The sequence below is a fragment of the Mesorhizobium sp. WSM4823 genome, assembly GCF_055811195.1.
The window spans coordinates 67760-91766 of record NZ_JBVVQL010000012.1 but is presented as its reverse complement, the minus strand read 5'-3'; the positions used below and the strand labels follow the sequence as shown (position 1 = coordinate 91766).

Annotated in this window: 22 protein-coding genes and 1 pseudogene; 13 read left to right on the top strand and 10 right to left on the bottom strand. The window is 62.3% G+C overall.

What is annotated here, in order from left to right:
• Window positions 1-137: 137 nt before the first annotated feature.
• Together AC0L26_RS24705 and AC0L26_RS24700 are read left to right on the top strand one after the other, a co-directional pair.
• Window positions 138-1304 carry an acetyl-CoA acetyltransferase gene (locus AC0L26_RS24705; protein ID WP_473634936.1) on the top strand — a complete coding sequence of 389 codons (1167 nt, stop codon included), beginning with the start codon at window positions 138-140 and terminating at the stop codon, window positions 1302-1304.
• A 129-nt stretch (window positions 1305-1433) separates the two neighbouring features.
• Window positions 1434-2438 (top strand): asparaginase, encoded by a 1005-nt coding sequence (locus AC0L26_RS24700; protein ID WP_473634935.1) that lies wholly within the window; start codon window positions 1434-1436, stop codon window positions 2436-2438.
• A 10-nt stretch (window positions 2439-2448) separates the two neighbouring features.
• On the opposite strand, the pseudogene AC0L26_RS24695 reads toward AC0L26_RS24700, so the two are convergent.
• A pseudogene (locus AC0L26_RS24695) lies at window positions 2449-3826 on the bottom strand (TIGR03808 family TAT-translocated repetitive protein).
• Between the two features lie 119 nt (window positions 3827-3945).
• Here AC0L26_RS24695 and greA point away from each other — a divergent pair.
• Window positions 3946-4419, top strand: a complete 474-nt coding sequence (greA, locus tag AC0L26_RS24690) for a transcription elongation factor GreA (protein ID WP_352929152.1) — start codon at window positions 3946-3948, stop codon at window positions 4417-4419.
• Between the two features lie 7 nt (window positions 4420-4426).
• Here greA and AC0L26_RS24685 read toward each other — a convergent pair whose 3' ends face one another.
• The 4 genes from AC0L26_RS24685 to AC0L26_RS24670 all read right to left on the bottom strand — a co-directional run bounded on the left by AC0L26_RS24685 (window position 4427) and on the right by AC0L26_RS24670 (window position 8690).
• The gene (locus AC0L26_RS24685; protein WP_473634934.1) at window positions 4427-4837 is read right to left on the bottom strand and encodes a type II toxin-antitoxin system death-on-curing family toxin; all 411 of its coding nucleotides are present in this window, start codon (window positions 4835-4837) and stop codon (window positions 4427-4429) included.
• Window positions 4834-5055 carry an AbrB/MazE/SpoVT family DNA-binding domain-containing protein gene (locus AC0L26_RS24680; protein WP_095496758.1) on the bottom strand — a complete coding sequence of 74 codons (222 nt, stop codon included), beginning with the start codon at window positions 5053-5055 and terminating at the stop codon, window positions 4834-4836. The genes AC0L26_RS24685 and AC0L26_RS24680 overlap by 4 nt, the downstream gene beginning before the upstream one ends.
• A 72-nt stretch (window positions 5056-5127) precedes the next feature.
• Entirely contained in the window at window positions 5128-7251 is a 2124-nt protein-coding gene (scpA, locus tag AC0L26_RS24675; protein ID WP_473634933.1) for a methylmalonyl-CoA mutase, read from the bottom strand.
• A complete protein-coding gene (locus tag AC0L26_RS24670) occupies window positions 7248-8690 on the bottom strand; it encodes a methylmalonyl-CoA mutase subunit beta (RefSeq protein ID WP_473634931.1) in 1443 nt (480 codons plus the stop codon). The genes scpA and AC0L26_RS24670 overlap by 4 nt, the downstream gene beginning before the upstream one ends.
• A gap of 359 nt (window positions 8691-9049) precedes the next feature.
• Between AC0L26_RS24670 and AC0L26_RS24665 the strand changes: the two genes are divergently transcribed.
• From AC0L26_RS24665 to AC0L26_RS24645, 5 genes are all read left to right on the top strand, one after another.
• On the top strand, window positions 9050-10594 hold the full coding sequence (locus tag AC0L26_RS24665) for a helicase HerA-like C-terminal domain-containing protein (RefSeq protein ID WP_473634930.1): 1545 nt from the start codon (window positions 9050-9052) through the stop codon (window positions 10592-10594).
• A 97-nt stretch (window positions 10595-10691) separates the two neighbouring features.
• Window positions 10692-11552 (top strand): FAD binding domain-containing protein, encoded by an 861-nt coding sequence (locus AC0L26_RS24660; protein WP_473634929.1) that lies wholly within the window; start codon window positions 10692-10694, stop codon window positions 11550-11552.
• Window positions 11552-12028: a (2Fe-2S)-binding protein gene (locus AC0L26_RS24655; protein WP_473634928.1), complete on the top strand. Its 477-nt coding sequence runs from the start codon at window positions 11552-11554 to the stop codon at window positions 12026-12028. Before AC0L26_RS24660 ends, AC0L26_RS24655 begins: the two co-directional genes overlap by 1 nt.
• Before the next feature lies 1 nt (window position 12029).
• Entirely contained in the window at window positions 12030-14294 is a 2265-nt protein-coding gene (locus AC0L26_RS24650) for a xanthine dehydrogenase family protein molybdopterin-binding subunit (RefSeq protein ID WP_473634927.1), read from the top strand.
• Window positions 14294-14539 carry a MoaD/ThiS family protein gene (locus AC0L26_RS24645; protein ID WP_352526126.1) on the top strand — a complete coding sequence of 82 codons (246 nt, stop codon included), beginning with the start codon at window positions 14294-14296 and terminating at the stop codon, window positions 14537-14539. Before AC0L26_RS24650 ends, AC0L26_RS24645 begins: the two co-directional genes overlap by 1 nt.
• Before the next feature lie 80 nt (window positions 14540-14619).
• Here the strand turns inward: AC0L26_RS24645 and AC0L26_RS24640 are convergent, their stop codons facing one another.
• Window positions 14620-15219 (bottom strand): CGNR zinc finger domain-containing protein, encoded by a 600-nt coding sequence (locus AC0L26_RS24640; protein WP_473634926.1) that lies wholly within the window; start codon window positions 15217-15219, stop codon window positions 14620-14622.
• Window positions 15220-15328: 109 nt separating this feature from the next.
• On the opposite strand from AC0L26_RS24640, the gene AC0L26_RS24635 reads away from it, so the two are divergent.
• Window positions 15329-16234 (top strand): alpha/beta fold hydrolase, encoded by a 906-nt coding sequence (locus AC0L26_RS24635; RefSeq protein ID WP_473634925.1) that lies wholly within the window; start codon window positions 15329-15331, stop codon window positions 16232-16234.
• 91 nt (window positions 16235-16325) lie between these two features.
• Here the strand turns inward: AC0L26_RS24635 and AC0L26_RS24630 are convergent, their stop codons facing one another.
• Window positions 16326-17150, bottom strand: a complete 825-nt coding sequence (locus AC0L26_RS24630) for a L,D-transpeptidase (protein WP_473634924.1) — start codon at window positions 17148-17150, stop codon at window positions 16326-16328.
• A 211-nt stretch (window positions 17151-17361) separates the two neighbouring features.
• A complete protein-coding gene (locus AC0L26_RS24625) occupies window positions 17362-18024 on the bottom strand; it encodes a haloacid dehalogenase type II (RefSeq protein WP_473634923.1) in 663 nt (220 codons plus the stop codon).
• Between the two features lie 154 nt (window positions 18025-18178).
• Here AC0L26_RS24625 and AC0L26_RS24620 point away from each other — a divergent pair, with 154 nt between their 5' ends.
• The 4 genes from AC0L26_RS24620 (at window position 18179) to AC0L26_RS24605 (ending at window position 21359) form a co-directional block, all read left to right on the top strand.
• Window positions 18179-19057 carry a branched-chain amino acid aminotransferase gene (locus AC0L26_RS24620; protein ID WP_352929124.1) on the top strand — a complete coding sequence of 293 codons (879 nt, stop codon included), beginning with the start codon at window positions 18179-18181 and terminating at the stop codon, window positions 19055-19057.
• Window positions 19058-19163: 106 nt separating this feature from the next.
• Entirely contained in the window at window positions 19164-19760 is a 597-nt protein-coding gene (locus tag AC0L26_RS24615; RefSeq protein WP_352929123.1) for a superoxide dismutase, read from the top strand.
• A gap of 195 nt (window positions 19761-19955) precedes the next feature.
• Window positions 19956-20399 carry a c-type cytochrome gene (locus AC0L26_RS24610; protein WP_473634922.1) on the top strand — a complete coding sequence of 148 codons (444 nt, stop codon included), beginning with the start codon at window positions 19956-19958 and terminating at the stop codon, window positions 20397-20399.
• Between the two features lie 9 nt (window positions 20400-20408).
• Window positions 20409-21359, top strand: coding sequence for a cytochrome c (locus AC0L26_RS24605; RefSeq protein ID WP_473634921.1), 951 nt, complete (start codon window positions 20409-20411; stop codon window positions 21357-21359).
• Window positions 21360-21375: 16 nt separating this feature from the next.
• Here the strand turns inward: AC0L26_RS24605 and AC0L26_RS24600 are convergent, their stop codons facing one another.
• Both AC0L26_RS24600 and AC0L26_RS24595 read right to left on the bottom strand, forming a co-directional pair.
• Window positions 21376-21759: an SET domain-containing protein gene (locus AC0L26_RS24600; RefSeq protein ID WP_473634920.1), complete on the bottom strand. Its 384-nt coding sequence runs from the start codon at window positions 21757-21759 to the stop codon at window positions 21376-21378.
• A gap of 90 nt (window positions 21760-21849) precedes the next feature.
• Window positions 21850-23976: a S9 family peptidase gene (locus AC0L26_RS24595; RefSeq protein WP_473634919.1), complete on the bottom strand. Its 2127-nt coding sequence runs from the start codon at window positions 23974-23976 to the stop codon at window positions 21850-21852.
• Window positions 23977-24007: the final 31 nt, after the last annotated feature.

The following is a 24007-nucleotide window of genomic DNA, read 5'->3' as shown; positions in this document are numbered from 1 at the left end:
GCGCTATGACCAGATATCAAGATCAAGCGATTGTGTGGTTCTGGCCTCTTCACGACGTCGCCGGAACGGTTCATACTTGAACAATGCTGAGGCGCGCCGCGACATCGCGTAGCCCGGCCTGCAGGATGGAGATTGCCATGACAGCATGCATCGTCGGCTGGGCGCATTCGCGCTTCGGCAAGCTCGAAGGCGAGACGTTGGAGAGCCTCATCACCAAGGTAGCTGGCGAGGCGCTCGAACATGCCGGCATCGGTCCTGACGAGGTCGACGAGATCGTGCTTGGCCACTTCAATGCCGGCTTTTCCGCGCAGGATTTCACCGCAAGCCTGGTCTTGCAGGCCGACGACCGGCTGCGCTTCAAGCCGGCGACGCGCGTCGAGAACGCTTGCGCCACGGGTTCGGCGGCAGTCAGGCAAGGCATTCGCGCCATCGACGCCAATGCCGCCCGCATCGTTTTGGTGGTCGGCGCCGAGCAGATGACAACGACGCCAGGTCCCGAAATCGGCAAGAACCTGCTCAAGGCCTCCTATCTGCCCGAGGATGGTGAGACGCCGGCGGGTTTCGCCGGCGTCTTCGGCAAGATCGCGCAGGCCTATTTCCAGCGCTATGGCGACCAGTCGGACGCACTCGCCATGATCGCCGCCAAGAACCACAAGAACGGCGTCGACAATCCTTATGCGCAGATGCGCAAGGATTTCGGCTATGAGTTCTGCCGCCAGGAGAGCGAGAAGAACCCATTCGTTGCCGGTCCGCTGAAGCGTACCGACTGTTCGCTGGTTTCGGACGGCGCCGCCGCTCTGGTCCTTGCCGACACCGCGACGGCGCTGAAGATGCGCCGCGCGGTCGCCTTCCGCGCCAATGAGCATGTGCAGGATTTCCTGCCGATGTCGAAGCGCGACATCCTTGCCTTCGAAGGCTGCGAGCATGCGTGGAACCAGGCGCTGAAGAAGGCCGGTGTGACGCTCGACGACCTGTCATTCGTCGAGACGCATGACTGCTTCACCATCGCCGAGCTGATCGAATATGAGGCGATGGGTCTGGCGAAACCGGGCGAGGGCGCAAAACTCGCGCTGGATGGCGAGACGGCGAAGGACGGCCGGCTGCCGGTCAATCCGTCCGGCGGGCTGAAGGCCAAAGGCCACCCGATCGGCGCCACCGGTGTCTCGATGCATGTGCTGAGCGCCATGCAGCTCGTCGGCGAGGCGGGCGGCATCCAGGTGCCGGGCGCCAAGCTCGGCGGCATCTTCAACATGGGCGGTGCCGCTGTCGCCAACTACGTTTCCATTCTCGACCGGATCAGATAAAAGCGGCCCGCTTTACAGTGCCGCGCGCCCTTTAGGGCGCGCAAAGGACGCTGTAACACTTTGATTTTGCGCATGATCCTTCTAAAAAGGATTTCCGATTTTTCCAGCTCATGCGTTAACGGGGAAATCATGACAAATCCGGTTTTGGTCGAGGTTTTGCGCGGCGCGGTGGTCGAGAGCGCCCATCGTGGCGCCATCGCGGTCTTCGATGCCAACGGCAGGCCGGTCTGGGAGATCGGTGATACGGCCCGCCCGGTGTTCCCGCGCTCGGCAGTGAAAGCGATTCAGGCGCTGCCGCTGGTCGAAAGCGGTGCCGCCGATGCGTATGGTTTCGGCGCCCGCGAACTGGCGCTTGCCTGCGCTTCGCATTCCGGCGAGCCCGCGCATGTCGAACTGGCACGGGCGATGCTGGCGAAGGCCGGGCTGGACGAGACCGCACTTGAGTGCGGCGCGCATTGGCCGTCGAGCCATGACGCGACGGTTGCGCTGGCCAGCGCCGGCACCTTGCCGAACGCGCTGCACAATAATTGTTCCGGCAAGCATGCGGGCTTTCTCTGCACCTGCGTCCACGCCGGCATCCCTCATCGCGGCTACGTCAAATCAGGCCATGTTTCGCAGGAGATGGTGCGCGATGTGATGCAAGCGGTGACCGGGGCTGCCCATGATGTCGACCATTGCGGCACGGACGGCTGCTCGATCCCAACCTATGCCGTGCCGCTGCGCAGCTTGGCGCTCGGCTTTGCCCGCATGGCGACCGGTGTCGGCTTTGAACCCGTACGCGCCAAGGCAGCAAAGCGGCTGCTTTCCGCCTGCATGGCCGAGCCCTTTCTGGTCGCCGGCACAGGCAGGGCTGATGTCGCGCTAATGAAGGCAGCGCCCGGCCGGATTTTTGTCAAGGGCGGCGCTGAAGGCGTCTATTGCGCGGCACTTCCCGAGCTTGGCCTTGGCATCGCGCTGAAATGCGATGATGGCGCTGGTCGTGCGGCGGAAGTCATGGTCGCCGCCGTGCTTGCCAAACTCCTGCACGCCGATAAGGCGCTGGCGGCGAAACTGATCGAACAGGCGCATCCGTCCATCGAAAGCCGGATCGGCGCCAAGGTCGGCGCTGTCAGGCCTGCCGCCGCGCTGAGTTGAGAACGGGCATTCAGCTCACATGATTGCGCTCGACGGTCAGATGCGCATAGCCGGCATTGCCTGATGAGGCGAGATCGCCGGTAACCGGCTCGGCCCAGCGGTGGCCGACGATCGCGCCGTTTTGGGCGCCGTCGATGACATTGTCGGAAATAACCGCCGTCCACTGCGCCCTCGACCACGGTCACGGCGATGCCGGTTCCGGCCTTGCGAATGATGTTTCCCGTCGCGACTACATTGCGCATGAATGGCCCCCAGCCGATGTTCATCCCGTAGAGCGGGGCATTCTCAACGACATTGCCGGAGACCGTGGTATCCGCCTCGACGGCGATGCCGACGCCGAAACCGGGCGGATCGGCAGGGTAGGGGCCGCTGGTCGAGAGGTTGCGGACGATGTTTCCTGAACACACGCCCACGCGGCCGCCTTCGTTGAAGTTGACGATCGAGATGCCGTTGGCGGCGCCATCGACGATGTTGTTGCTGACGATCGCCCCTTCGAACGAGAATTCGGAATACACGGCGGTCTCGCCCGAGCGCGAGCAGGTGTTGCCGGTGATGTGCAGATTGCTGGCGCTGTTGGCGCGGATCGACGAAAACGCGCAATCCGAGACGATGTTGCCCGAGATGACGACGTTGCCGGCGCGGAAAGCATTGATGCCGTTGCCGTTCTGGCCAGTTCCGCCGCTGCGCGCCTGAATGCGCTCGACACGGTTGCCGCTGACGATGGTGCCGTCCTCGGCTGCTTGCCAGCGGTGCACGAGGATGCCGCCATTGGCGCAGTCGGACACGGTGTTGCCTGATATCGCCAGGCCGGCGGCTTCGACCGAATAGATGCCGGCGTCGGCGGCGCCCGTTATTTCCGAGCGCTCGATGCGGCCCGAGGCGTGCTCGAGCGCGAGGCCGCTCTTGCCGCTGCCTGATATCTGGCAATTGTCGATGACGAGGTGCGTGACGCGGCGGAGGTCGAGCAGTCCTTGCGCGTAGTCGCCAATCCAGCGGTTGGTGCCGTCAAACACCAGTCCGGTGAATTCGATGTGCTCGGCCTGTTCGGCCATGAGCAGATGGCCGTTGCCGCCATAGACGAACCGCGATGCACCCGGCACCCCGGAAAGCCTGACACGGCTGGGCAGCGACAGATTGGACACGACATAGGTTCCCGGCGGCAGGAACACCGGCATGTCGCGGTTGTTTGCGTCGCGCAGCAGCCGGGCGAAGGCTTTGCTCTGATCGTCAAGCGCGCCGGGCCGCACGCCGAGGTCGGCAGCGTTGATCGAGCCGCGCATCGAGGCATTGTCGATGCCGGGCAGGCCGGCCGCCGCTGCCTTGCCGAGCGAGAGGCCCATGACGGCAAAGCCGGCGGTCTGCGTAAGCAATCTTCGTCTGTTCAACATCGGCACAGATTCCCAGCGTTCGGCCCGTCGCGCCGCAGGAATCGTGCCAGGCCGATCGGTCCGGTCCCGTTTGCGGGCAATGGCTTGTGCAGTCGCCCCGCGAGGCATAAGTTTGATTGATGAGCAGAGCCTTCACCCGCGAAGAGGACAGCGAAAACGCCATCGCCGGCATCGGCGAGCGGCCGATCAGCCATCACCGCAATCTGGTGACGGAACGCGGCCTGGCGATGATCGACGCCGAACTGGCTGCCCTGCGCGATGATTTGGGCAGGGCGGAGAAGAGGGCCGATCGCGAGCGCATCGCGTTGATCTCCCGCGACCTGCGCTACTGGACGGCGCGTCGCGAAAGCGCCGAGCTTTCCCTGCCGGAACCCGGCAGCGACCTGGTTCGCTTTGGCATGGGTGTCACCCTGGAAGGCGATGACGGCAGGAAGGTACATTGGAAGATCGTCGGCGAGGATGAGGCCGATCCGGCCAAGGGCACAATTTCCCATGTATCACCCATGGCGATGGCCTTGTTCGGCAAAAAGGTCGGCGAAATCGCCGTAGTGAACGGCAAAGAGTGGGAAATCGTCAAGCTGACTGCCAGCTGACCTACGCTCAAAGCGGTTCCGTAACGTTCCGTCCCTCGATCTCGACGACATGGTCGCGGAAGAATGCCGCCGCGCCCGCTTCGTCGATCTCGCCAGCGGCGACGCCCATGACGAACTCATAGATCGTGCCGTTGTCGGCCGTCAGCGTATAGCCGTTGACAATCAGGAATGCGCCGGCGGCGACGATGGCAGTGCGCTTGTTGCCGTCGACAAAGGCATGATTTCTGGCGATGCCGAAGACATATGCCGCAGCCAGATCCTCGATCGATGGATCAACGTAGTTCGCCTTGTTCTCGGCGCGGGCGAGCGCCGATTCGAGAGCATTCTCGTCCCTCAAACCCTGCGCGCCGCCATGCCGGCGCAGCTGCTCCGCGTGCATCGCTTCCACGGCGCGCCGGCTCAGAAATTGCCAGCTCATTCGGCGAGCTTCTGAAGCGCGACCTTGTATTTGTCCATCACCTCGCGGGCAGCTTTCATTTGCCGCTCGAAGCTATCGTCCACGGGCTTCAGCGCAAGGCCGTCACCTGTTTCAACGATTTGAAGCTGGTCGCCAGCCTTCAGGTTCAAGCGATCGAGAAGCTCCCTCGGCAGGATCACGCCTTCGGAATTGCCGATCTTGCGGATAGTCGTATTCACGGCGCTGCACCCTTGTTGCAACGCAAATTATAACGCGATCCGCTCTCCGTTACAACGGATATTACAACAGGGTCAGCCCACTTGGAGCAGCCAATCGATCAACCGTTCCGCCGCTTCCGGGATGACGGTGCCCGGCGGGAAGATTTCCGCGGCACCCGCCTGCCGCACCGCATCGTAATCCTGCGGCGGGATGACGCCGCCAGCGACGATCAGCATGTCATCGCGGCCAAGCTTCTTCAACGCATCCTTGAGTTCGGGAATAAGCGTCAGGTGCCCCGCTGCGAGCGAGGAAGCGCCGACGATATGCACGTCGTGCTCGACCGCGAGCCTAGCGATCTCTTCCGGCGTCTGAAACATCGCCCCGACAGTGACGTCGAAGCCGAGATCGGCAAAGGCGGTGGCGATGACCTTTTGGCCGCGGTCGTGGCCATCCTGTCCCATTTTGGCGACGAGAATGCGCGGCTTGCCGCCGGACTTCTCCTCGAACGCCACGATCTTGTCCTGCAGCCGGTCGACCACCGGATTGTCGCCGAGTGCCTTGCGATAGATGCCGGAGATCGTCTGGACCGAGGCGACATGGCGGCCGAAGACCTTTTCCAGCGCCAGCGAAATCTCGCCGACCGTGGCGTTGGCGCGTGCGGCGCGGATGGCGAATTCCAGCAGGTTTTCGCCGCTCTCCGCAGCACGGCTCAGCGCATCCAGTGCGCTCTCGACCGCGCCGACGTCGCGTGTGCCTTTCAATCTTTGCAGCTTCGACAATTGCCGAGCTCTGACTTCGGCATTGTCGATCTTCAGCACGTCGACTTCGATGTCCGTCCCGGGGCGATGGGCATTGACGCCGACCAGTATCTGTTCGCCGGAATCGATCCGTGCCTGGGTGCGCGCGGCGGCCTCTTCAATGCGCAGCTTGGGTATGCCTTTTTCGGTCGCGGCGGCCATGCCGCCCAGGCTCTCGATCTCTTCGATATGGGCAAGCGCGCGCGCCGCCAGATCATGCGTCAGCCGTTCGACATAGGCAGAGCCTCCCCACGGGTCGATAATGCGGGTGGTGCCCGATTCCTTTTGCAGGATGAGCTGCGTGTTGCGGGCAATGCGCGCCGAATGGTCCGTCGGCAGCGCCATCGCCTCATCAAAGGCGTTGGTGTGCAACGATTGTGTATGACCCTGGGTCGCCGCCATCGCCTCGATCATGGTGCGGATGATGTTGTTGTAGGGATCCTGTGCCGTCAGCGACCAGCCCGAAGTCTGGCAATGGGTGCGCAGCGACAGCGAGCGCTCGTCCTTCGGCGCAAAATTCTTAAGCATCAGGCTCGACCACAAAAGGCGGGCTGCCCTCAGCTTGGCGACCTCCATGAAGAAATTCATGCCGATTGCCCAGAAGAACGAAAGGCGTGGCGCGAAACGGTCGATATCGAGACCCGCTGCGACGCCGGCGCGGGCATATTCGATGCCGTCGGCGATCGTATAGGCAAGCTCGAGGTCGGCGGTCGCCCCTGCCTCCTGCATGTGATAGCCGGAGATCGAAATCGAATTGAACTTCGGCATGTGCTGCGAGGTGTAGGAGAAGATGTCGGAGACGATCCGCATCGAAGGTTGTGGCGGGTAGATGTAGGTGTTGCGCACCATGAACTCTTTCAGAATGTCGTTCTGAATGGTTCCGGCAAGATCCTTCTGCGCAACGCCCTGTTCTTCCGCCGCCACGATGTAGAGCGCCATGATTGGCAGCACCGCGCCGTTCATGGTCATCGACACCGTCATCTCGTCGAGCGGGATGCCGTCGAAGAGCTGGCGCATGTCGAGGATGGAATCGATGGCGACGCCGGCCATGCCGACATCGCCGGTAACGCGCGGATGATCGCTGTCGTAGCCGCGATGCGTGGCGAGGTCGAAAGCGACCGACAGCCCCTTCTGGCCGGCTGCAAGGTTGCGCCGGTAAAAGGCGTTCGACTCCTCCGCCGTCGAAAAGCCGGCATATTGCCGGATCGTCCAGGGCTGCTGGACATACATAGTCGGGTAGGGGCCGCGCACGAATGGCGGCAGGCCCGGATAAGTGTCGAGATGCGGCAGCCCCTTGAGGTCGCCCTGGTTGTACAAATGCTTGACGGCCAGCCCTTCCGGCGTCGTCCGCTGGCCCCTGATCTCGATCGGCGCCCGGCGCGGCGCCGACCAGCCGATCTGGCTGAAATCCGGGATCATGATGCTGCTCCGATCGACTGATCGATGCGGATCGGAAACAGCGGCTCGCACACCGCCACGCCTTCGGTGAAGGCGGGCCGCCGCTCCGCCGCCAGCGTTTCGACCGGACGTTCGGTCTTCAACGGATGAAGCGTCGTGCCGATGATGGCCCGCTCGCCCGCCTGATAGGCGGCATTGCGGCGCGCCGAGGCCGCCTGAACCCGTTTCTGGATGTGTCCATGCTGCAGACTGGACAGCACGCCACCTTCCGCCTCGATCCGCTGGAATTCTTCCCAAGCCGCTTCGCAGAGGCTCAATGTCAGCGCTTCGACGGCGCCCGAACCGCAAGCAGGGTCGGCGACGTGATCGATATGGCTTTCGCTGGCCATGATCAGTTGCGCGTTGCGGGCGACACGGCGGGCAAAGCCCGCCGGCAAGCCATGCGTGATCGTGTGCGGCAGGATGGAGATCGAATCGGCCCCGCCGGCTGCCGCGGCAAAGCCGGCGATTGCCGTGCGCAGGATATTTGTCTCCGGGTCCGCCGAAGTCATCATGCGGAAGGACGTCTCGGCATGGATGCTGGCGGTCGAGGCGGAGATCGAGCATGCCTCCTGAACACGCGCCCACAGTCTGCGCAGGGCCCTGATCTTGGCCATCGACACGAACTGGTCCTGGTCGACGCTCAGCGCAAAGCCGATATGGGGCGCCGCATAGACAAGCGGCTGGCGCGCCTCCTCGAACATGCGGAGATAGGAGACCGCCGAAGCCATCATGGTGCCCAGCTCCTGCGCTTCGGTGGCGCCGGCATTGTGGAAGACGCGCCCGTCCGCCTCCAGCAGAACCCCGGGCACGCCCATCGAGAAAAAATGCGCCAGGGATTGCGGCATCGACGCCTGCAGAGCCTCGATCGACATGCGCAGCCGGCCGGTTCCGGCAAATATCGCCGCCGGATCGATGCCGAAGGAAAGGTTGAGCTTTGCCGGGTCGGATCGGCGCTTGGTCAGGAACGCAACCAGCCAGTCGGCCACGGCGCGGCTCCAGGGATGCGCGTCGATGCGGATCTGGATGCGGTTGAGCGGCACGCCGTCCAGCACTGTCTCGAGCGCCTCGGCAGTCCTCGGCAGGCCATAGCCGAACGCGTTCGGCGCGCCTTCGAAGACGAGCGACAATCCGGTGGCGCCCTGTGCGACGTCTTCCAGGGCCTGCGCCTTGGCGCGGCCGATATCCGGGTCGTCGATACGCTGGCTGACGAACCACGGCAACCTGGGATTTGCCCGCGCGAGAGGCTCTGCGGCGGCCGAACGCTCGTAGAGCGGTTCGATGCGAATCGCATCGTCCGTGTGGGACACGAGCTTTTCCTCGAAGGATCCGCCGGCTAAGGCTTTCTCCGCAAGGGCCAGCCACCGCAGCCGGTCAGGGTTCGGAAGCTCGGCATCGTGATTCAAGGCACCGGCGCCCATCCGCTCTCCTCGTCTACAGCGCCGCGCGTCCTTTGGACGAACAAAGAACGCTGGAGCACTTTTGATCCTGCGCACGATCCCCGGCGAAAATCGATTCCGATTTTCGGGGTCATGCGCTTGTCGGCCCACAGGCCTGGAACGTCAGTCTATGGTTCCCCGTCCCAGATCACAATGCAACACGCCTGCGACGATGAACCGTCAACCGATTGCCAAACATGCGCAAAATCCGCAAGCTCCAAAAACCCAATTTCGACTATGGCCATTGTCGCTGCGCAATGGCGTCATTATACCTGCGGCGAGCCCCATCACTTTCAATACGTCAGGGCGTTCAACACTTCAGGTTTGCGGAGACCGGGCAGATGGCCGACGACACCAGCATTTTCATAGGAGCCAGCCGCAAGCCGGACGACAGCTACCAGCGCCCCGAACGCCTTTTGCTGCAATATGGAAATCGTCACGGCATGATCACTGGCGCGACCGGCACAGGCAAGACCGTGACCTTGCAGATATTGGCGGAGAGTTTTTCCAATGCTGGCGTGCCGGTCTTCTGCGCCGACATCAAGGGCGACCTGTCAGGCATCGCCATGATGGGGACGGCGCAGGATTTTCTGGTCAAGCGAGCCAAGCAGGTCAAGCTCGATCCTTATGAATTCCAGGAGTTCCCGGTCATCTTCTGGGATTTGTTCGGCGAGCAGGGCCATCCGATCCGCGCCACCGTCTCGGAAATGGGGCCGCTGCTTCTGTCGCGCCTGATGAACCTTTCCGAGGCGCAGGAAGGCATCATGAACATCGCCTTTCGTATTGCCGACGAAGAAGGCCTGCTGCTGCTGGATTTGAAGGATCTGCAGGCGCTTCTTGCCAACATTGCCGATCGCGCCCAGGAGATCGGGGCTCGCTACGGCAATGTCACCAAACCTTCGGTCGGCGCTATCCAGCGCACCTTGCTGGTCCTGGAGCAGCAGGGGGCGACGAACTTCTTCGGCGAGCCGGCATTGCGGATCGCCGATATCATGCGCACCACCCGCGACGGCCGTGGCGCCATCAGCGTGCTTGCCGCCGACAAGCTGATGATGAATCCCCGCCTCTATGCGACATTCCTCTTGTGGCTGATGTCGGAACTGTTCGAGGAGCTTCCCGAAGTCGGCGACCCCGACAAGCCAAAGCTGGTCTTCTTCTTCGATGAGGCGCACCTTTTGTTCGAGGACGCGCCGAAGGTGCTGATCGACCGGGTCGAACAGGTGGTCCGCCTGATTCGCTCGAAGGGCGTCGGCGTTTATTTCGTCACCCAAAATCCGCTGGATATCCCTGAAACGGTGCTGGCCCAGCTCGGCAACCGGGTGCAGCACGCGCTTCGCGCCTACACGCCGCGAGAGCAGAAGGCGGTGAAGACGGCCGCCGACACGTTCAGGCCCAATCCCGACTTCAGCTCCGCGACCGTGATCACGCAGCTCGGCACTGGCGAGGCGCTGGTCTCGACGCTGGAAGCCAAAGGTGCTCCGTCCATGGTCCAGCGGACATTGATTCGCCCGCCGTCGTCCCGCCTTGGTCCGATCACGCCTGACGAACGCCGCAAGCTGATCACCGAGAGCCCGGTTGCGGGGCAATACGACGAGACCATCGATCGCGAATCGGCTTTCGAGATGCTGCAGAAAAAAGCCAAGGATGCTCTCGATGCAGAGGCGCAGCAGCAGGAGAGCGGCCGGTCGCGCTGGACTATTCCGGGCTTCGGCAATGATGATCCACCCCCGCAGACCACCGGCGGCGGACGGCCACCGGCGCGGCGCGCATCCAATCGCCAGACGGTGGCGGAGGCGGCGATCAAATCGGTGGTTCGTTCGGTCGGCTCGTCCGTGGGACGAGCGATCGTTCGCGGCATTCTCGGCAGCCTCTCAAGAGGCCGCTGAGAACCCTAGCTGAATTGCCGCAAATGCAGAACCGGGTAGCCATTATAGGGAGACTCCTTATAACGGTTGATGAGATTGCCATAACCAAGGGGAGACGATGCGTTACATACGTCCGCTTTCAATCGAAGACGCCGTTGGCCAGTTGACCGGCTCGTCCGGCACAGCCGCCATTCTCGCCGGAGGCAGCGACCTGCTGGTGAGGATGAAAGGCGGTTTTATCGAACCCGAGCTGATCGTCGACATCAAGGCGATCGAGGGCTTGAGCGAAATCCGGGAAACGGCTGATGGCTTCAGCATAGGCGCGGCAGTCCCCTGCGCCGTGCTGGGCGAGAGCAAGGCCCTGAAGAAAGCCTGGCCTGGCGTCGTCGAAGCCGCGAACCTGATCGGCTCGAAGCAGGTACAGGGGCGATGCACCATCGTCGGCAATCTCTGCAACGCCTCGCCGGCCGCAGACAGCGTGCCGGCGCTGGTGGCCGCCGGCGCAAAGGCGTTGGTTGTCGGGCCGGGAGGCAAGCGCACAATCCCAGTGGAAGCCGTGCCGACCGCGCCGGGCAAGACGTCGCTGGCCAAGGGAGAGATCATCGAGGCGATCCTGCTGGATGGGCGCGCGCCGCGCTCGGGCGATGCCTATCTGCGTTTCATTCCACGTACGGAGATGGATATCGCGGTGGTCAGCGCCGGCGTGAACCTGACGCTCGACGAGCACGGCGTCGTCAAAGCGGCCCGCGTGGCGCTCGGCGCTGTGGCGGCGACGGTGCTTCTGGTCGAAGAGGCGGCTGAGGTTCTCATTGGCTCCAAGCTGGACGAAGCGACGCTGGAGCGGCTCGCCAAAGTCTGCTCGGGGGCGTGTCGCCCCATCGACGACAAGCGTGGCACGGTCGAATTCAGAAGAAAAGTTGCGGGCGTGCTGGCCAAGCGGGCCGCCGCGACCGCCTATGCACGTGCAGGGGGCAAATGATGGCTGGGATTGCAGTTTCAACGACGATTAACGGCGACAATTTCGAGTACCTTTGCCAGCCGGACGAGACTTTGCTCGATGTGTTGCGCGATCGTCTGGGATTGACGGGCGCCAAGGAAGGCTGCGGTACCGGCGATTGCGGCGCCTGCAGCATCATCCTCGACGATCGGCTGGTGTGCTCGTGCCTGGTGCTCGGCGCGGAGGCTGAAGGCCGGCGCGTCGATACCGTCGAGGGCATGGCGCATGGCGACAGGCTGCATACGCTGCAGCAAAAGTTCCTCGAGCACGCAGCACTGCAATGCGGCATCTGCACGCCGGGTTTCCTGATCGCCGCCAAGGACCTGTTGGCCAAGAATCCCGATCCGACCGAGGAGGAAATCCGCTTCGGCCTCGCCGGGAATCTCTGCCGCTGCACCGGCTATGACAAGATCGTGCGCGCCGTCCAGGACGCCGCCAGTGTGATGAAGGAAGCCTGAGATGAATTTCGATCCGCGTTATTCGGGACGCAATTTCTCTTCCGTCGGTACGCGCCCCGTCCGTCCCGACGGCGTCGACAAGGTGACGGGCCGCGCCCGCTACGGCGCCGACTTCAATATGGCCGGGCAACTGGTCGGGCGTGTTCTCAGAAGCCCCCACGCGCATGCCACGATCAGGAGGATCGACACGTCGAAGGCGGAAAAGCTAGCCGGCGTCAAGGCGGTGATCACGGCGGCCGACTTGCCCGACCTCACCGATGGCGATGCCGCCATGTACGACATCCTCGACAACTGCATGGCGCGCAAGAAGGCGCTTTATGACGGCCATGCGGTGGCCGCGGTCGCGGCGGTCGACGCCCGCACAGCCAGGCAAGCGCTGAAGCTGATCGAGGTCGACTATGAGGTGTTGCCGCATGTGATCGATGTCGACGATGCGATGAGGCACTCCGCGCCCTTGCTCAACGAAGCCATCTTCACCGAAGGCCTTGAGGAAAAGCCCGTCAAGCCCTCCAACGTCACCAAACGCACTCAGTTTGGCCATGGCGACATCCATGAAGGGTTCGGTCAGGCCGATTTCATCGTCGAGCGCTCCTTCAAGACCGAGCAAACGCACCAGGGCTATATCGAGCCGCATGCCTGCGTCGCGAGCGTCAGCTCCGACGGCACCGCCGACCTCTGGGTCTGCACGCAGGGCCATTTCGTCTACCGCCAGCACTGCGCGCAGCTGCTTGGCATGGAAGCTTCCAAGCTGCGCGTCACCTCGTCGGAGATCGGTGGCGGCTTCGGCGGCAAGACTCATGTCTGGGCCGAGCCGGTCGCGCTGGCGCTGTCGCGCAAGTCAGGCCGGCCAGTCAAGCTGGTCATGACGCGCGACGAGGTGTTCCGCGCCTCCGGGCCGACAAGCGCCACCTCAATCGACGTCAAGATCGGCGCCCGCAAGGATGGCACGATCACCGCTGCCGAGGCGACCTTGCGCTATTCCTGCGGCCCTTATGCGGGCATGTGGGCCGAGATCGGCGCCATGACCGCGTTTGCCTGCTACAGGCTCGAGAACGTCAAGACGGTCGGCTACGAAGTTCTGGTCAACCGGCCGAAGACCGCCGCCTATCGTGCGCCGTCAGCGCCGATGGCCGCTTTCGCGGTAGAGAGCGCAATCGACGAACTGGCCAAGGAGATCGGCATGGACCCGGTCGAATTCCGGATCAGGAATGCCGCGCAGGAAGGCACCAGATCGTCCTACGGCCCGGTATATGGCCCGATCGGCATCGGCCCCACGCTCGAAGCGGCGAAGAACCATCCGCACATGAAGGCTCCGCTTGGCAAGAACCAAGGCCGTGGCATGGCTTGCGGCTTCTGGTTCAACTTCGGCGGCCAGACCTGTACTGACCTCAACATCGGCATGGACGGCTCGGTCTCGCTTGCCGTCGGAACCGTCGACGTCGGCGGCTCACGTGCCTCGCTGTCGCTGGTGGCCGCGGAAGAACTTGGCATCGCCTATGAGCAGGTCAAGGCGGTGGTCGCCGACACTTCCAGCCTCGGTTACAACGATATGACGGACGGAAGCCGAGGTACCTTCTCGTCCTCCATGGCGACGATCTCGGCCGCCCGCAACGCGATCAAGGTCCTGCGGGAACGCGCCGCGCAGATGTGGGACATTTCCGTCGATGACGTGGCCTGGGAACAGGGTCATGCGGTCGCCAAGGGCGAGAAGCACGGCAATCTCGGAAAACTGTCGCTGAAGGAGATCGCGGCCGAGTCGGGCAAAACTGGAGGGCCAATTGCCGGCCACAGCGAACTCGTCGCCGATGGCGCGGGCGTCTCCTTCGCCACCCACATCTGCGATATCGAGGTCGATCCCGAGACCGGCGCCACGAAGGTGCTGCGCTACACCGTCGTCCAGGATGCTGGCAAGGCGGTGCACCCGACCTATGTGGAGGGACAGTACCAGGGGGGTGCTGCGCAAGGCATCGGCTGGGCGCTCAACGAGGAGTATATCTACGGCAAGGACGGGCGGCTTCAGAATGCCGGCTTCCTCGACTATCGCATCCCGGTCTGCTCGGACCTGCCGATGATCGACACGCAGATCCTCGAGATCCCCAATCCCAACCATCCTTACGGGGTGCGCGGTGTTGGCGAGACATCGATCGTGCCGCCGCTGGCGGCGATCGCCAATGCGGTGTCGAACGCCGCGGGCGTGCGGATGACGCATATCCCGATGTCACCGCCGCGCATCCTGGCGGCGATCGAGGCCGAACGGGCAGGCTGATGGTTGAAGTGACGCTCTGGGGATCGCTTGGCGCGGCCGCCGGAGGCAAGAACAAGGTCGAGATCGAAGCGAAGGACATAAGGGAGCTGTTCAGGAAGCTGGCTGAACAGTATCCCGGCCTCGAGCCCTTGATCGACCGCGGCATCGCCGTCGCCATCGACGGTACGATCTATCGCGACACCTGGTCGAAGGAATTGCCAAAAGGCGCCGAAATTTTCCTGCTGCCGCGTCTTGCCGGAGGATGACTGGACAGCCGTCTCCCTGCCATCGACGACCAAGATTTTGGCCTGTCATGCTGAGCAGGGGCCGACGGCGGCGACCCTGCCTAGGCATGCTCCCTGTGGCGCGACACCTTCTCGCGGTTTCCGCAGGTCCGCATGCTGCACCAGCGGCGTTTCCCGCCTCGCGACGTGTCCAGGAAAAGCCAGCCGCAGCGCGGACAGGAGCGCAGCCTTTCGCGCGACAGGGTGAAGAAGGCTTCCACCGACAGCACGGCAAGGAAGGCCGTGACGGCGGCCGGGTGCCGCCACTCGACCAAAGTGAGTTCCGGTCGCGTACCGTTCGATAAGATCGACCCGGCGGCAAGCCCGCTCGCCGCGCCGGAGAACAGGAAGCTCAGCGCCTCCATCGCGGGGGGCCTGCCCGCGGCGATCGCCCCGAAGACCCGGGCCGACGCCTCCCGCACCGCGTGGACCCGTTCGACGAACGGTTCGCCCGTTATGCTGGCGACCGCTTCTGCCTGGCGAGCATCGGCAAGCCCCGATGCCTTGAACCAGTTTCCGATGTCCTGGGCGGATTTAAGCAGCTCGTTATCTTGCTCGGGCACCCGCCGGTTGAACACGGCGTTCGCGAGATCAAGGGCGGGATGCCCGCCAATGAAGTGCTCCGGCACCCATTGCGTATGTGCGTTCGCCTCGGAACCCAACCTCGTCTGACCTGTTATCCGGTTACAAGCACTGTAACCGCTATAATACGGAAATCCGGTTTCGAGACCAGGGCGATGTCACGTCCGGCACGAGAAGGAGGAATGAGAGATGCAAAACTATCACCACAAGACCCGCCACGAGACCATCCATGTCAAAGGTCTTGATATCTTCTACCGGCATGCCGGCGATCCGGAGAGGCCGGCAATCCTGCTGCTGCACGGCTACCCGACGTCGTCTTACATGTATCGCAACATCATCGAACCATTGGCGGAAACCGCCTATGTCGTTGCGCCGGATCTGCCTGGTTTCGGCTACTCCTCCGCGCCGTCCGCCGATGCTTACGACTACACGTTCGAGAACATTGCCGACACGATCGACGCGTTCCTCGCTGTGCTGGACCTCGAGAGGTTCTTCCTGTTTATCCACGATTTCGGCGCGCCCGTGGGCTACCATCTCGCGACGCGCCGGCCGGACCGCATCCTTGGCCTTGTCGTCCAGAACGGTAATGCACATGAGGAGGGGCTGGGGCAGGGATGGGAAGCCCCGAAGGCGTTCTTTGCCGACCCGACCGAGGAGAACAGGACCAAGCTCCCCGACTGGATGAATTTCGAGACGACCCGATACCAGTATATCGGAGAGCAGCCGCAGCGCCTGGCGTCTCTCTATCCTCCCGAGGGCTGGCACCTCGACTGGGAGCGTCTGTCGCGGCCCGGAATCACCGATATCCAGTTCAAGATCTTCTCAGACTACGGGTCGCACATTGCGCGTTTCCCGACAATCCGGGCCTACCACCGCGAGCATCAGCCGCCATGCCTTCTGCTTTGGGGCAGGCACGACCCCTTCTTTGATATCAACGAGATCATGGCCTACAACCGCATCCTTGATGCGCTGGAGATCCACGTCTTCGAAAGCGGACACCAGCTTTTGGAAACCCATCACAGAGAATGTGCGGCTCTTGTGAGCCGCTTCATGCGCGACGTGGACGCCGGCGTGTTTCGAGATTCCGCCAAGTGACGGCGAACTCGGCGAGGTGCATGAGTGCTTTGGCGTGCCCGGATCGACAGTGAGAGCAGCGATATCCGCTCCTCCAGCGCTTTCGACCAGCTCAGAAAACCGAGTCGGTGATCGCCCTTACCGGGCCAAGGAGGATCGATCCTTCCGGGACGCCCGCATCGATCGGAATGGCCTTGCGGTCTGCCGTGGCAACAAGCTCCTGACCGACACCGGAGGTAACGATCACCGGCGCCTTGCCGGGCACACGGTCATACAGGTCGATAATGTCCTGATTTATCAAGCGAACGCAGCCAGATGATACCGATTTGCCTATGGAGTACCACTCCGGCGAGCCGTGCAGGCGGTAAAGTGTGTCCTGGTTGCCCTGGAAGAGATACAGCGCCCGAGCGCCGAGCGGATTCGTCAGCCCGCCGGGCATGCCGCCATTGTCGACACTGTATTTCGCGAGCTCAGGCTGGCGGGCGATCATTTCGGCCGGCGGGGTCCATTTCGGCCATTTCTGCTTCCACTGGACGACGGCGTCACCAGACCATTCGAAACCGGCGCGACCCAGCCCGACACCATAACGGATGGCTTGTCCGCCCGGACGCACGAGGTAGAGGTGGTGGCCGGCCGTATCGACGACGATGGTGCCAGGCTGTTGGCCGGTTGGATCGGGAACGATCTGACGCAGAAATTGCTCGTCGATTTTCTCGAACGGTACGCCTGGGACCTCGAACCCACCGTCGCTGATCGGAGCGTACATTGTTGCATAGTCCATGAGCGGCGGCTCGACACTGGCTGGCGGTGGAGGCTCGACCGGCCGCCCTCCTGTCGTGGTGCAGGCGGAAACCGCAATCGAGGCGGCACCGAGCGCAGCGGCGTTGAGAAAGCCGCGACGGCTCAGGCGATAGGATTCGATTTCAGTAGTGAACATGGCTGCCTTTTTTAGGTCTCAAATCGAAACAAAACATGAATACGCCAATTGGTAAGGCGCCAGCCCTACCAATGCCCGGCGCGATAGGCGGTTCCGATTCTGGCCTGAGGGTGGACAAAGAAAGGCAAAGCTGTGACAGCGCCGTCGCTGTTGCGCCGGGGCAACAGGCCTACAGCGCCGCGCGTTCCATTCCGACTTTCGGAATCATGCGTTAGCCTCCGGCCAGCAGGCCTTCGAGCGAGGGTAGGATCAGGGCCGGCGGAAAGTCTCGGTATTCTTCAGGCTGGTTGGAGCGGTTGATCCAGACTGTGCGGAAGCCGAACTTGGTCGCGCCGGCGACGTCCCAGCGATTGGATGACTGAAACGACACCGCATCAGGATAGAGGCGCCAGCCTGTCGCGACCATGTCGTAGGCCGACGGGTCGGTCTTGAAGCGCCTGACCGTATCGACGGAATAGATGTCGTCCAGGAATTGGTCGAGCGCGGCGGATTTGACCGCGGCTTCCAGCATCTCAGGCGAGCCGTTGGAGAGGATCGCCAGTTTCGCGCCCGATGCCTTGAGCGCCTTGAGCACGGCCGGCACCTCCGGGTAGCAGTCCAGCCGCCAATAAGCGTCGAGCAGCTTGGCCCTGAGCCCCTTGTCTGCGGAAGGAACCTTGCGCAAGGCGAAATCGAGCGCCTGTTCGGTGAGTTGCCAGAAATCGACATAGGCGCCCATCAGCGTCCGTACCCAGGAATATTCCAGCTGTTTGGCGCGCCATATCTCCGACAGGAGCTGGCCGTCCGGTCCGATCTGGTCGGCATGGCGGCGTACGGCGGCATGCACGTCGAACAGCGTGCCGTAGGCGTCGAAAACATAAGCCGCAAAATGCATGACAACAGTTTTGCGGCGAGGCAGGGCCAGGCGCAAGCACAGATTGCAATCCGCATGCCGCTGGCCTCAATAAATCTCGGTCATGCCGGTTGACGGCAGATGACAAAGCATCTTCCAATGGCAACACAGGACAGTTCTGAAACGGAACCAAGCGATGACACTGGCGACTGCGGCGCAATCCGCGACATGGACCTTCGTGGACGGCGACTGGTACGAAGGCAATGTCGCCATTCTGGGGCCACGCAGTCATGCCATGTGGCTCGGCACCAGCGTCTTCGACGGCGCCCGCTGGTTCGAGGGTGTCGCCCCCGACCTCGACCGCCACGCCGCGAGGGTGAACGCCTCGGCGATCGCACTTGGTCTCAAGCCATCCATGAGCGCCGAAAAGATTGTCGGGCTGACCTGGGACGGGCTGAAGAAGTTCGACGGCAAGACGGCGGTCTACATAAGGCCGATGTACTGGGCCGAGCATGGTGGCTATATGGGTGTGCCGGCCGATCCGGCCTCGACCCGTTTCTGCCTTTGCCTCTACGAATCGCCGATGATCTCGCCGGCGGGCTTTTCGGTTACCGTCTCGCCGTTTCGGCGCCCGACCGTCGAGACCATGCCGACCAACGCCAAGGCCGGCTGCCTCTATCCCAACAACGGCCGTGCCATCCTAGAAGCCAAGATGCGCGGCTTCGACAACGCGCTTGTGCTGGACATGCTGGGCAATGTCGCCGAAACCGGGACCTCGAACATTTTCCTGGTCAAGGACGGCCATGTCCTGACGCCGGCGCCGAACGGCACGTTTCTGTCCGGCATCACTCGCTCGCGAACGATGACGCTGCTTGACGAGTATGGGTTCAAGACCACCGAAAAAGCGCTGTCGGTGCGCGAATTCCTCGAAGCAGACGAGATATTCTCGACCGGAAATCATTCGAAAGTCGTGCCGGTCACCCGCATCGAGGATCGTAATCTCCAGCCCGGGCCCGTAGCCAAGAAGGCGCGCGAACTCTATTGGGATTGGGCACATTCGACTTCAGCCGGTTGACCCGATAAAAAGGGAATCGGCGCTTCATTCCGGAGTTGTTCCACATCAATCCAGACCTATGTTAGTCCGGTATCGACACCGGATTTTTCCACGAGGAGTACGACCGATGGCTTTTGAATTGCCCGCCTTGCCCTATGACTACGAGGCCTTGCAGCCTTACATGTCGAAGGAGACGCTGGAGTATCATCACGACAAGCACCACAAGGCCTATGTCGACAACGGCAACAAGCTGGCTGCCGAAGCCGGGCTGGGCGATTTGTCGGTCGAAGACGCTGTAAAACAGTCCTTCGGCAAGAATGCCGGGCTCTTCAACAATGCCGCCCAGCACTACAACCACATCCATTTCTGGAAGTGGATGAAGAAGGGCGGCGGCGGCAACAAATTGCCGGGCGCGCTGCAAAAGGCGTTCGACAGCGATCTTGGCGGCTACGACAAATTCAAGGCGGACTTCATCGCCGCCGGCACCACCCAGTTCGGTTCGGGTTGGGCCTGGGTTTCGGTCAAGGACGGCAAGCTGGCTATCTCGAAGACGCCGAACGGCGAGAACCCGCTGGTTCATGGCGCGACGCCGATCCTGGGCGTCGATGTCTGGGAGCACTCCTATTACATCGACTATCGCAACGCCCGGCCGAAATACCTTGAAGCTTTCGTCGACAGTCTCATCAACTGGGACTACGTTCTCGAAATGTATGAAAAGGCGTAAGCCCGTTGAGTTGCAAAAAGCCCCGGAAACGGGGCTTTTCTTTTGGCTCGAGATCGGCTGCTCATTTCCACGCAAGAACGACTATCGCAAAAATTCACATAACCGTGAGGCGAATTTCCGGAATTTTTAAGCCACCTTTGCCGTTATCGCTAGGGCCGGATCCGGTCCTAAATATCTTCACCATGGAGCCAATGAATGAGAAAGCTTATCCTCGCCATCTCGATGCTCGCCTTCGCCGGTTCGGCGGCGTCTGCCGATCCGATCCAGGAGCGGCAGGCCCTGATGAAGGAACGCGGAAAGATCGCCGGCCAATTGTCGAAAGTGGTTAAGGGCGAGGACCCTTACGACGCCGCTGCCGTGCTGACGGCGTTGCAGGCGCTGCAGGCCAATGCCGAAAAATTCCATGCCAACGTCGACACGCTTTTTCTGGCGGGCAGCGACACCGGCGACACCACGGCTGCGCCCAAGATCTGGGAAGACATGGCCGGCTTCAAGGCGGCTGAACAGAAGTATCTCGCCGACGTCAAGGCTGCTGCCGCTGCTGCCCCCGCGGACGTCGATGCCTTGAAGACACAATTCAACACTATCGGCGGCGATTGCGGCACCTGCCACCAGACATACAGGATAAAGAAGGGCTGATAGCGGGCGATGCGCCTGCTGAAAAAACTCGTCGGCGCCGCCCTTCTTCTGGGCGTCGCCGGCGCGATTGTGGGCTGGTTCCTGTCGGCGCCGGTCAGGCTCGACGCTGAGACCCTGGCGCAGCTCGGCCCCGGCGATGCCGCCAGGGGCAAACGCATTTTTTATGCCGGCGGCTGCACATCGTGCCATGCGAAGCCAGGCTTGCAAGGCGATGCCCGCCTTCAACTGGCCGGCGGTCTCGAACTCAAGACACCGTTCGGCACTTTCGTGCCGCCGAACATTTCGCAGGATGCCAAGGACGGTATCGGCGCCTGGTCAGTCGAAGACCTCGCCAACGCCATGCTGAAGGGCGTGTCGCCAACCGGCGAGCATTTTTATCCTGCGTTTCCCTATGCTTCCTACGCGCGGATGAAGCCGGCCGATATTGCCGATCTTCATGCTTTCATGAAGACGCTTCCGGCTGTCGCGGGCAAGGCGCCTGCCAATTCGCTGGGATTTCCGTTCAACATCCGTCGCGGCATTGGGCTGTGGAAACGTCTCTATTTGGGCGATCAGCCGGTGGTTTCCTTTCCGGACGGGACGCCGCAGCCGGTGCTGGCAGGTCGTTATCTGGTCGAAGGGGCTGGCCATTGCGGCGAATGTCATACGCCGCGGGATTTCATCGGCGGCAGCAAAAAAAGCCAGTGGCTAGCGGGTGCTGCGGCCGCCGAAGGCAGCGGCATCGTGCCGAACATCACTTCGGGCGAAGGCGGGCTCGGTGACTGGTCAGAGGCCGATATCGCCTACTATCTCGAAACCGGCTTCACGCCGGATTTCGATTCCGTGGGCGGCGCCATGGTCGATGTGCAGAGAAATATGGCCGAACTGACGCCCGAGGACCGCGCGGCGATCGCAGCCTACCTGAAAGCCGTCCCGCCGCATCCCGACGGCTATCCCGCGCGCAAGCCGCCTTCAAGTTGAGCGCCCGCAAGACCGATTATCGATCACCCAGGAAATCGAAGCCGGTGTCGAAGAAATGATTGTAGTCGCAGGTCATTTCCTCGCCCGGCGCGATGTCGCGCAATGCATATGTCTCCTCGGGTGAGGCGACGTCGCAATTCGGGTCGTCGGCATGGTTCATGTAGCGTGCGTCGTCGGCTTCGAAGACGATGTAGTTCGGGTCGCGGCGGTCGGGATAGGAATAACGGTCGAGATAAGCTTTGACCGATCCGGTTTCGCCTTCATAGACATCGACCGGGATGCGCCGGTCGTAATTGGGGTTGAGCTTCCAAACCAGTGTGCCACGGGGAATGTGGTTCTTGGCAAAAACTCCGATGCCTTGGATGGGCGATTTGTCGAGATAGACGTCGACGAGCATCATGGCGGAAACCTTGGCGTGACTGGGTGATTTGCGGCTGGGAAAAAGCCGCGCACTGGGTAGCGCGCGGCCGTTGCAATTGCGAGCGGAAAATCAGCTCAAAAGTTCGTGTGCGGCAAGGTCGGCCTTGCCTGCAACCTTCAGCGCGAAGGCATATGTATAGGCGATCTCCTCAAGCCTGGAAAACCGGCCGGATGCGCCGGCATGGCCGGAATCCATGTTGATCTTGAACAGCACCGGATTGTCGCCGGTCTTGCGGTCGCGCAGCCGCGCCACCCATTTTGCCGGCTCCCAGTAGGTGACGCGTGGGTCGGTGAGGCCGGCAAGCGCCAGGATCGGCGGATAGTCGAGCGCGGCGACATTGTCATAGGGCGAGTAGGCGGCGATGGTCTGATAATCGTCCCTCGAAGTGATCGGATTGCCCCATTCCGGCCATTCCGGCGGCGTCAGCGGCAAGGTCGCGTCGAGCATGGTGGTGAGCACGTCGACAAACGGAACCTCGGCGACAATACCGCCGAAGCATTCCGGCGCCATATTGGCGACGGCGCCCATCAGCAGGCCGCCGGCCGAGCCACCCTGTGCGACAATGCGGTCATGGGCTGTGTAGCGTTCGGCGACGAGGTGGTGTGCGACTGCGATGAAATCGGTGAACGTGTTCATCTTGTGCGCCCGCTTGCCGTCGTCGTACCAGCCGTAACCCTTGTCCTTACCGCCGCGGACATGCGCGATGGCATAGACGAAGCCGCGATCGACCAATGAAAGGCAGTTGGTATTGAAGGCGGCCGGCACTGTGATGCCGTAGGATCCATAGCCGTAGAGCAGGCAAGGTGCGGATCCGTCGAGCGGCGTTTCGCGGTGATGGATGAGCGAGACCGGCACCAGTTCGCCGTCGGCGGCGGGCGCCATCAGCCGTCGCGTCACATAGTGGTCCGGGTCGTGACCGGACGGCACTTCCTGGGTCTTCAGCAGCACGCGCTCGCGGGTGCGCATGTTGTAGTCGAAGACCTGCGCCGGCGTCGTCATCGACGAGTAGGAAAAGCGCATGATCTCGGTGTCGTATTCGTAGGATCCCGACAGGCCGAGCGAGAACGCTTCCTCGTCGAAAGAGATGAGATGCTCCTCGCCGCTCTTGCGATCGCTCACGACGATGCGCGGCAGTCCTTCCTTGCGTTCAAGCCTGACCATATGATCCCTAAAGCCGATCACCGAGAGGATCAGCCGCCCCGCTTCGTGCGGCACCAGTTCCTGCCAGTTGGCGCGCACCGGGTCGCTCGCCGGCGCCGTCATGACCTTGAAATCCTTGGCGCCGTCGGCGTTGGTGAGAATGAAGAAGATATCGCCGCCTTCTTCGAGGTCGTATTGCAGGCCGGTTTCGCGCGGGCAAACCAGCTTCGGTTCGGCGAACGGCGCGCTGGCGCTCATCAGCCGGTACTCCGAGGTCTCGTGATCGTTGATGCCGATCATGATCCATTCGTTGGAACGCGTGCCGCCGACATTCATGAAGAAGCCGGGATCGGTTTCCTCATAGATCAGCCGGTCATTCTGCGGGTCGTCGCCAAGGACATGAAACAGCACCTTGGAGGGGCGATGGTTGGAATCGAGGCGGGTGTAGAAAAATCCGTCATTGCCGGCATCCCACACGCCGCCGCCACCTGTGTCCGGAATCCGGTCCGTCAGTTCGTTGCCGCTGGCAAGATCGCGCACACGAAGCGTGAAGAATTCGGAGCCCTTGTCGTCGAACGCCCACAGGAGCTTGCCGTGATCGGCCGAATGGTCGACGCCGCCGAGGCGAAAATAGGCTTTGCCCTCGGCCTCAAGATCGCCGTCGAGCAGAATCTGCTGATCGCCGCCTTCGCGCGGTGTCCGGAAATAACGCGGCTGCTCGCCGCCAAGCTTGAAAGATGACCCATAGGCGTAGGGTCCGTCCTTCATTGGCACGGAAGAATCGTCTTCCTTGATGCGGCCCTTCATCTCCTTGAAGAGCTGCTTCCGCAACGGTGCGGTGTCGGCCATCAAGGCCGCCTGGTAGACGTTCTCGGCTTCGAGATGGGCGCGGATCTGGCCGTCGAGCAGGGACGGGTCCCTGAACATCTCTTGCCAATTATCGGCTCTCAGCCAGGCATAGTCGTCCGTCCGGGTCACTCCATGATGTATATCGAAGACCGGTCGCTTCTCCGGTTGCGGCGGGGTGACAGTCGGAAATGCTGGGGTTCGGGTCATTGCGTCTCGCTGTGGAAGTTACTTGAATGGA